The organism is Klebsiella sp. HMSC09D12 (genome assembly GCF_001808475.1).
Lineage (GTDB): Bacteria > Pseudomonadota > Gammaproteobacteria > Enterobacterales > Enterobacteriaceae > Klebsiella > Klebsiella oxytoca.
In genome coordinates, this window is record NZ_KV793451.1 from 1 (window position 1) to 9,188 (window position 9,188).

Genomic DNA, 9,188 nt, shown 5'->3' on the forward strand with positions numbered 1-9,188 from the left:
TCAGCAAAAGTTCGATTTATTCAACAAAGCCGTTCAGGTGTATAAAACCAGAGATCGTACCAATCAGAAAGCATAATCTTCCCTTTATCCCGTGGAGGATAAATAAACCGGACTAAAGAACGCGCATCTGCCCGCGAGCCATTTTCAGGTTTCATAAAACGCATTGACACATCGAGAATTTGTTTACTCTCCGGCTGCTCGCCACCCTCTTTATATTCAAGAACAGTTACCGTATAGCGGAAAGGTACATTAGGCGAACGTATATCATCAGCCAAACGTATAATATCTATAGCCTGAGGTGCCGGAGTCTCGGCTATTACCCAGGATGAAGAAAAAAAAGTAATAAGAATAAGTAAGCGCAGTTTCAGGTGTTTCATACTCATTCCTCAGGAATATTTAAACGCCGCAGAAATATTGAGCCGTGATGCGCGATACGAAGGAAGAACAGACGCAAGAGCTGACGTTAAAATCGGTAAAACCAGCGTAGTCCAGAAAAGCTCGACATTATCAATCTTAATAAACGCAGTATATCCTATCGATTGACCCGGGGATGGCGGCATAGCAATCCCATAAACATTGATCATCGCAGCTAAACAATATCCCACCAAAACACTCCCCATGGCACCAAACACGCCAATAAAAACACCTTCCAGCCAAAATAATAATGTCACATGGGAGGCCTCAAGACCAATGGCTCTCAGGGTGGCTATTTCACGCGTTCTCTCAGCAATATTCATCGTTATTGAATTACCAATCATAAACACGACAATAAGCGCGACAATAAGTTTGATAAAGAAATATATGCCTGAGAGCATTCCCTCGACCTGTTGATAAAAAATAGATGTTTCTTTCCAGTCCTTCACAACCAGCGGCAACTTATTGTCAACAATATATTTATTCAACTTAACTATAAATTCATCAACATTATTATTATTCAGCAATATAAGTACTTTACTCACGCCATCTGTGCCCATAATCCTTTGTGCTGTATCTAGCGGAACCTTCAATGCTACATCATCATAATCTTTAATACCGGATGCAAATATCCCACGCAATTTTAACGATAAAGCTCCCTGGCCACCTGATGTATTAACTACCATCACATCAAGCCAGTCGCCATAACCCGCGGCAAGAGTTTTTGCCAGCCCGCTGCCTATTGTGATTTCATTACGTTTTACGCGCGATAAATCACTGCCTAAAATGATTTTATCAAAGGCACCCAGTTTCAAGGCAGGTAAAGGCTCGACCCCCTGAGCAGAAAAATAGCTTGAGGTTTCATTTTCATATTGAGAAATAACTCCTGTAAACTCAAGCTGCCCTGAAAGGGTGGATATATCATTAGCTAGCGAAGAATTATGCATAATATCATTTTTTAGAGCAGCATAATTATTGATGAGATGTTTACTCTTGTTTGCAGTATCAAAGTACTCCTTGTTATAAACTTGTACATGACCAATGTTTGTGCGGATTGTTTGCTGCTGGAGAATCCAGAAAGAATAATTAATAAAGCCGCCATATAAAAATATGGCAACACCACCAAGAATTATCGCACAAATTGTTGACAAAGTTCTTCTGCGATGCCTTAATAAATTCAAAAAAGAAAACTTAGCATCACGGAAGCGGAAAACGACACAATAGATGATAAATAAAACAATTATAAGCACAAAACCATTTACAAAGATCATATTCATTGACATTTATTTGGCCCTCATAAGGGGTATAATAATTTGCGTAACTTCATCAAGTTCCCAGGTAGATGAACCGTTATAAGCCATATCAATTTTTTTATTTGGATTATCCACCTGTAATATTGATAATAATTGGCCAGCCTGTTGATAAAGTTTACAGTTATAAAATGCTCTGTAGCGCATATCATTGACGTTATCTCGAATTCTGCTACTTAATTCTTGTTTTAGCAGTATGTCTGTGTCCTCGAGGGTAATAACGCAGCGTCCCAACTCGGCGGGTAGGTACGCATCGACCTTGGCACGCAGATATCTGATGAGTGGTATGTTTTGATTTAAATCCACAGCTTCATCGAGATAAAAGAAGCCTGTTTTAGCATACTCTGAAGCCTTAATAATATCATTAGTGGCCAAAAAATAGTTTGCTTGCCTCAACATCCCGTAGGCATAAAAAACCAGCGAAGCAATATTTCCGGTCTTTTTGAACTCATCGGATAGAGATTGAGTAGTTTTTGCTAACACGTCAGGCTGAGTTGGAAACCCATTATGGAGTATGCTTTCAACTACAGGCGTATAAGTGGGAGCCGCCGTGGCGGCTACAATAACCAGAGACAGGCTCAGGCACAGTAACCTGAAGAAATTATTCATATGAATCATAAGCTAATTCTCCATCACGGATTTCCACCACTCGGCGCGCACGTTCCGTTAGCTGGGTGGAGTGGGTCGATATAATAAAAGTGGTGCCCGTTTGATGATTGATATCTAGTAAAAGATCCAGAATTGCGTCTCCCGTCGCCAGGTCGAGATTTCCCGTAGGTTCATCTGCAACGACAATCTGAGGTTCATGTGCGAGTGCTCTTGCTATGGCGACACGCTGTTGTTGCCCGCCAGATAGCTGCCCCGGTTTCCGGTCTTCCAGGCCGGATAAACCCACGCTATTCAGAAAATGGAGGGTTCGCTCCTTTGCAGTTCTGGCATCGAAATGGCCATTAAGTATCAATGGATAAAAAACATTATCAAACACGTTAAGTACCGGGATTAAATTAAAGAACTGGAAAATAAATCCCAGATGCTTACTACGTATTGCTGCCAGATTTCTCTCTGACAATGCATTCATATTTTTATTGAGAAAGAAAACATGCCCTGCGGAGGGTTTATCAATTCCGGATAATATATTTAACAATGTGCTTTTACCACTCCCAGAAGGCCCACATAAAGCCATAAACTCGCCAGCAGCGATATCAACATTGATATTTTTAAGTGCAACAACCTCGTTCTCGCCCATTCCATAATTTTTATAAATACCATGCAAAGAAATAGCTGGCAATTCTTTAATATTAGCTCTCACTGTGGCCTCATGGTTAATACCAGGTATCAAAATAAGTTAAGCCGCCATTATAATCGGGCAAGATTGTTCTCATGCGACCACCCTTAAAAGCGTGCTGAAAAATATGATGCCAGCTCAAAGCAGGCGTTATGCAACCACTAGAACCATATTTCTTTTCAAGATCGAGTAATTTTACAGGATGGTTAAAAAATGGCGTTATCGAACTGGCCCTGCCGGAAAATGCAACCAGATCAATATCTGATGCATAATTTTTTTGATACTGTGATGAGTCTGCGCTAAAATAGGGCCCGCAGTTTACTTTTAGATCACCAGTTGTTTGACTGAAAATAAAACATCCTACGCGTTCGATTGATAAATTCATCCCAGGAATTTTTCGAGATTCTTTCATTTTACTACGAGGATTAATATTTGTTGCGGTAAACGCTAACAATGGTATGGCACGATAACCACCACAAACAATGACAAAATCAAAGATATCCCAGCTTAAATAGTCTTGCGCCAGGCGCATTGCCTGAATCAGCGCATTTTTTTCACCGCGGATTTTGCATGTCACATTATCTACAGAAAACTTTTTTACTAAATTTTTTGGTAGTGTATCAATGGTAGATAAATGCAGCGTACTTATATCATATTCAAAGCCAGCCGCTTCTCCCCATGAGTCAACATAGATAAAAGCAGTTCGTGATTTCATCAATAGCATACGTTCCTTCTGAGGCAACGCCTGCATTGCGACATCGGATACTTTTTCTAACGCAGAGATATACGCCATGTAATTAGTTCTGTTCACTACTTCTTTGTCATAGGCATCTGCGCGAGTACCAAATCGTTTAAAAGCCCAGCTATTTGTATCGGTATTTTTCAAAGCTATATCATAGGAATGTGCTTCCCAAACATTTAGCCAACTGGGACTGTATAAAAATAAAGGTGCCTCGGGCTCCATAAGAGACAACGATAATAAATGCATAGCATCATCCATTTAGCTAGCTTCCCTGGCGGTATTGGACAGCAAAGCTGCGATAATAGAACCATCTACCCCTAAGCCGGTTTTAAGCAAATGACTCTTGTGATGTTTTATTACTCCCGGCCCGGTAAGAAAGTGGTGAGCTATACCATTAACAATGGGTTCATTAATTACCGGTTTTATTAACTCATGACAACTTACTGAATGATGACCAATTATTAAATCTACCAATCCAGAACCAGTAGCGGTATAACCTATTTGCCCTTTGTAAGCGAGGACTGGTAGCATATTCTCCCCTGCCAGAATAGCAATAGCTTTCGCTTCAATGCTGTCACTGAACGCTGTACCATTACCATGAGGGATAAAAGCGCACACGTCCTCAATTTTAACTCTCGTATCATTCAAGAGTTGGTTGACTAGTTTTAATATACAGGTACTCTGCCAGTAAACATCGTTACTTCTACTGGCATTAATCTGTTTATAAGCCGTCTTGATACTCACTCCATCAACAAGTTGTCGAGCCAGGCGATGATGGTCACTTTCAAGTACCAGAACGCTATAACCTTCAGCAAAGATCACCCCTTTGCTATTTACACCAAACGGTTGAACAAGATCCGTATCCAACATTGATTGAGTTGAGAGAAACCAAATATCCTGAGATTTTACCTGGGATATATTAATAATGAGAGCAAGCTCTATACCACCGCGCTCAATTGCATGGCTTGCCAGATGAACGGCTGTAAGCCCGGAGTTACTGGTGCAATTAATATTCGGTGGTAGATACCGCAAACGATATTTTTTAGCCAAAAGCTCTGCAATTATATCCTGAGACATATTTTTGGCGCATAAATTGGTTATTGAAGGAGTCAGCGCGAGATCTTCAATATCATTATAAGTAGCGAAAGAACGATAATCTATAGCATCAACTCGAGGCCCTATACCAGTAATATAGACTCTGATATTATCTTCTCGAAGACAATTCTCATCCAGCATTGACTGCCTTAAGGCCTCATCAATTAGGCGATAGAGTAATTCAGGAATGCTATCATTACTATATTTCATCTTTGCAACATTGACATTACCACGAAGCCCACATTTAATAGCTTCATCATTCGACTTGAACCAAGGCGCGGTTTTGACACGCTTTCCCTGTTTCAGATTTGCAATGAGCTGTGAACCATCATCGGCAAATGGTAAATGAACGCTATAACCAGAAATAATAGACTTCCTGTCCATCGTATTATCCTTTGATAATAATTGCGTAATAGTTGCCGCCTTCCGTCGCCCCTACCAGCAATACATATTTAATTTTGATATTCAGAGGCTGACGCACAAAATTTATACGCTGATCAACAAAGTCACTGGTATACGGTATAGCAGGAACTGCCTGCTTTTTAATACAATCAAGAAGTATGATCAGATTCAACAAGCCTGCACACGAAGCCACGAAGCCAAAAAAGGCGTTGTAGTTGACTACCGGGACTATTGGATTAACCTGACGAAATGATTCATATATGGCATTCAACTCAATTGTTGAATTCTCAATGCTTCCGTTGCTGGTGCCACACACCAAATCGATATCTCTGGCACAAATTCCTGCATCATTTAGCGCGCGTTCGATGGCTAAGGCCATTGCGCTGGATTTTTCATCAATTTGAGTAACATCAAAATAGCTGTTGTTGCATGATTTACCATACCCGACAACTTCCGCTAAAACCTCAGCGCCGCGCGCAGCGGCCGCAAGCGGATCTTCGAGCATTAACATACAGGCGCCTTCGCCAGGTACGTAGCCCTTCGCTTCTTTAGCATAGACCTGATAGTCCCTGACATCAGATGCCGCGTGAATCTTCTGCGTCACCCCATCCATGTATAGAGACATGGAAGGGAAATACTCATCAGCGCCCCCGACAATAACTTGCGGCTGAAGCTGCTGGCGAATGATCTCATAACCATAAGTTAATGCGCCAAGAGCCGCATTTTCACCGGTTGCAAGAGTAGTGGTGTACCCTTTTACCCCTTCAGAAATACCGCAAAAAGTTGCAATCGCATTCATCAGTGAACCAGGAAACTCCGACGTACGTACCTTTCCAGGGTCTGGCTTCAGACTCTGCAAATATTTATAAGTTGTCTCTTGTGGCCCGCGCGCCATGCCCATAACCAGACCGAGTTCTTCTCCATCGCGCTTAATACGTCGCTTAGCCATATTTAGCGCTTCCGTAAGCGCAATTAGCGCGAAGGTACCGCCGCGAGTAGCCTTACGCGAATCGAAGCGACGCAGGTGTTTACGCGGCTCAAGCCCTTTGACCTGGAAAGTTTTAAAGGTGGATGGTTCATGCGATGCTTCACAGCTGGCAATGCCATAATTTGCCCCAAAAAGCTCCTCAAACTGCCTGCTCTTTATTAAAACATGCAGCAGCTCTTCAGCTTCAATTAATACATCTTGAGGGAAAATGATCTCCTCAAGCTCGACGGCGCTGCTTTCAATTTGACTAATATTCGTAAGTATTTCATTGATACGATGCCCAATAGCGGATACAGCTCCTATGCCAGTTATCGCTACCCTTTTGGCCTCATATGAAGTCACCGGAACCGAGCCCGGCCTGGTGCTTACAATCATGCAGCAGTTGTTACCCCCGAATGCATAGTTATTCTTCATAAAGATATTAATATCTTTTTTTACGAACTCATTCGGGACGTAATCCAGATCGCAGTTAGGCCGTGCCTCAGTGAAATTAAGGGTAGGTAGTACCTGTTGGTCAGGCAAAGTGACCAGGCAAGCTATAAGTTCAACGATTCCGGCAGCGCCAATATTATGGCCAAAGTAGGATTTCGTAGAACTGATCGGAATATTTTCAATGTCGCGAAACACTTTTTTCATCGCCAACGTTTCGATTTGATCGTTAGCTTCAGTACCTGTTCCGTGCGCATTAATATAATCAACCTGATCGGGTGTAATCCCCGCATTAGCCATGGCCTTTAACATAACTTGTACTGCTCCGCTGGCTCGCGGATCGGGCCCTGTTTCGTGGTAAGCGTCGCAGGATGTGGCATAAGAAAGAATCTCGCCATAGATGGTAGCGCCGCGTGCAATGGCGTGTTCATACTCTTCCAGTACAATAGCCCCCGCCCCCTCGCCAATTGACATACCGGATTGGCCAGAGAAAGGTGAACAGGATACGGGATGCATGACATTGAGAGCATAAAAGCCAGCAAAGGTCGGTAAATAGATCGGCTCCGTCCCAACTGCCAGCATAGCGCTACTCTTGCCATTCTGAATATAATCGAATGCCATACCTACGGCATTAGGGCTTGCTGTACAGGCCGTGGCAACAAGTTCGACTCCACCTTTCAGCCCTAACAATGTCGAAACGCTGGAACAGCAGGAAGAGAAGCCACCGGAATACATCGCCTTACGTAAGGAAAAATCCTGAATTCGCTGCTCAAAAAGCGGCAGGAAGGCTTCTGTACCCGCAGAGGAAACGCCAACTATTAAGCCCATCTCATCAAGGCAACGAGGGCAGTTAACCAGGCCGGCCTGTATCAACGCGTCCCTGCCAACCTTATATGCCCACAGCGCAGCGTTATCGAGCGAGGCAATAATCTCCTCAGATAATTCAGGACAATCGATTTCATGTAGTACTTCGGCCGCCCGTGCGTTTTCAAACCATTCTGAAAAACGTGCGCTATCAGTAATACCATTTTCCTTCTGTAGCAGGGCTAGCCTGAAATCCTCAATATTATCCGCAAGAGATGACAGGATGCCCATCCCTGTAATAACTACTCTTTTCCTGTTTGTTTTCATAATATCCGGAAAACCCTTGATTTAAACAGCAAATAAAAAATAACGACCGTGTTTAGCAAGTTAACTTTAATACTCTATGCTTTATAAAACACTTTTCGCTTTCGATGGATCAATATAGCTATGCGTTGTCGGGTTAACCAGCAAACTGAAATTATATATAAATGGTAAAGTTTTAGTTTTTGCCGCAATATCACCGTGCGCTGTTTTTATTATGTAACCGTCGATGTCTGATAGTGCATAAGGGGTATTAATAAACGCCAACGCTATCCAACTTTGCGCAGCCGGAGAATATACAGCATTAATAATAAACCCAACGGTCTGCCCATTAACAAGGATTTTATCATCCTTGCTAAGCGACGCGCAATTAACGCACGGAACAATGCCAACAACTTTGCGAGCAGCACTCTGGGCAGACATCAGCTCAACAGCAGCTTTGCCGATGAAATCTTCCTTGTCATACTGGATAGCCCACTGCAATTGTAATTCGACAGGGTTTGTTGAATATTCTGCGTAAATGCTTTGATCCCAGCCAGGATTTTCTACGCGAACTATACGCTGGTAATCCAAACCGCCAGTTTTAAGTAAGTACTTAACTCCTATCTTTTGTAATTTAACCCATAGTTCAACGAGTAAACTTTGAGGGCCAATTACTTGATAGGCAAACTCCCCATGCTTACCGCAGCGGAAGACAATTAAGTCATCTTCAGTATTCATGTATTCGCAATAAGGAAGACCGATGATATCATATCCATAGATCTCGGACATCAACTCCCAGGAATATGGCCCTTCAAGCATGATAGCCCCCCAGTTATCGTCTTCCATGGATTTTATTTCCGGGTTCTCCTGAATACCTAAATCATCATATTTTTCCGCTGCGAACTTAAGGACTTCTATAATCCTGGCAACAGAAATATTTTCAGACAATATATAATAACCATCCATGGCACACAGCACATACATATCACCAAGGATAGTCCCGTCGTCATTCAAGACGAGTGAATAAATTCCTTGTTCATCTCGTACAATTGAAATGTCAGCAGAGGCAATGTGATTTACAAGAATCCATGCATCTTCACCTGTTACGCTAACAATGGCCATATGAGAGTAGTCGACCAGCAAAGCATTCTCTCTCACCGCTTTATATTCATCTAAAATATCATGATAGGATGAAGGTATGCTCCGGTTGTTATAATTGCCCATCACAGCATTATCTTTTAAATGTAAATCGAAAAGCGAGCTCATAAAACACCTTTATAAATTAACATGATTGACATCAGGAATGTTTTTTCTGAATAATAAATGAAGCAAGGCTATTAATACTTCTCATATATGATGGATCATCCCCTTCTTGCACTTGAATGGGCTTTGTTGAATAAATCAGATTTCGGGTAA

Annotated in this window: 7 protein-coding genes and 2 pseudogenes; all 9 read right to left on the reverse strand. The window is 42.1% G+C overall.

The window, feature by feature from the left end; translation table 11 throughout:
- Positions 1-32 precede the first annotated feature (32 nt).
- A pseudogene (locus tag HMPREF3178_RS08790) lies at positions 33-377 on the reverse strand (outer membrane lipoprotein-sorting protein); the annotation flags it as partial.
- A 9-nt stretch (positions 378-386) separates the two neighbouring features.
- The gene (locus HMPREF3178_RS08795) at positions 387-1,697 is read right to left on the reverse strand and encodes an ABC transporter permease (protein WP_004099496.1); all 1,311 of its coding nucleotides are present in this window, start codon (positions 1,695-1,697) and stop codon (positions 387-389) included.
- Positions 1,698-2,342: a hypothetical protein gene (locus HMPREF3178_RS08800; protein ID WP_004099495.1), complete on the reverse strand. Its 645-nt coding sequence runs from the start codon at positions 2,340-2,342 to the stop codon at positions 1,698-1,700.
- Entirely contained in the window at positions 2,326-2,970 is a 645-nt protein-coding gene (locus tag HMPREF3178_RS08805; RefSeq protein ID WP_371297964.1) for an ABC transporter ATP-binding protein, read from the reverse strand. The genes HMPREF3178_RS08800 and HMPREF3178_RS08805 overlap by 17 nt, the downstream gene beginning before the upstream one ends.
- Before the next feature lie 76 nt (positions 2,971-3,046).
- The gene (locus tag HMPREF3178_RS08810; RefSeq protein ID WP_004099493.1) at positions 3,047-4,009 is read right to left on the reverse strand and encodes a hypothetical protein; all 963 of its coding nucleotides are present in this window, start codon (positions 4,007-4,009) and stop codon (positions 3,047-3,049) included.
- Complete coding sequence (locus tag HMPREF3178_RS08815) at positions 4,010-5,230, reverse strand: beta-ketoacyl synthase N-terminal-like domain-containing protein (RefSeq protein ID WP_004099492.1); 1,221 nt, start codon at positions 5,228-5,230, stop codon at positions 4,010-4,012.
- 4 nt (positions 5,231-5,234) lie between these two features.
- Positions 5,235-7,796, reverse strand: a complete 2,562-nt coding sequence (locus tag HMPREF3178_RS08820) for a beta-ketoacyl-[acyl-carrier-protein] synthase family protein (protein ID WP_029496866.1) — start codon at positions 7,794-7,796, stop codon at positions 5,235-5,237.
- An 81-nt stretch (positions 7,797-7,877) separates the two neighbouring features.
- On the reverse strand, positions 7,878-9,038 hold the full coding sequence (locus tag HMPREF3178_RS08825) for an aminomethyltransferase family protein (protein WP_017146507.1): 1,161 nt from the start codon (positions 9,036-9,038) through the stop codon (positions 7,878-7,880).
- 31 nt (positions 9,039-9,069) lie between these two features.
- Positions 9,070-9,188: pseudogene (locus tag HMPREF3178_RS31660) on the reverse strand (acyl carrier protein); the annotation flags it as partial.

Bases quoted from the DNA above. Each gene is read 5' to 3' on its own strand.
- HMPREF3178_RS08795 (WP_004099496.1), bottom strand. From the start codon at position 1,697: ATGTCAATGAATATGATCTTTGTAAATGGTTTTGTGCTTATAATTGTT.
- HMPREF3178_RS08800 (WP_004099495.1), bottom strand. From the start codon at position 2,342: ATGATTCATATGAATAATTTCTTCAGGTTACTGTGCCTGAGCCTGTCT.
- HMPREF3178_RS08805 (WP_371297964.1), bottom strand. From the start codon at position 2,970: ATGGGCGAGAACGAGGTTGTTGCACTTAAAAATATCAATGTTGATATC.
- HMPREF3178_RS08810 (WP_004099493.1), bottom strand. From the start codon at position 4,009: ATGGATGATGCTATGCATTTATTATCGTTGTCTCTTATGGAGCCCGAG.
- HMPREF3178_RS08815 (WP_004099492.1), bottom strand. From the start codon at position 5,230: ATGGACAGGAAGTCTATTATTTCTGGTTATAGCGTTCATTTACCATTT.
- HMPREF3178_RS08820 (WP_029496866.1), bottom strand. From the start codon at position 7,796: ATGAAAACAAACAGGAAAAGAGTAGTTATTACAGGGATGGGCATCCTG.
- HMPREF3178_RS08825 (WP_017146507.1), bottom strand. From the start codon at position 9,038: ATGAGCTCGCTTTTCGATTTACATTTAAAAGATAATGCTGTGATGGGC.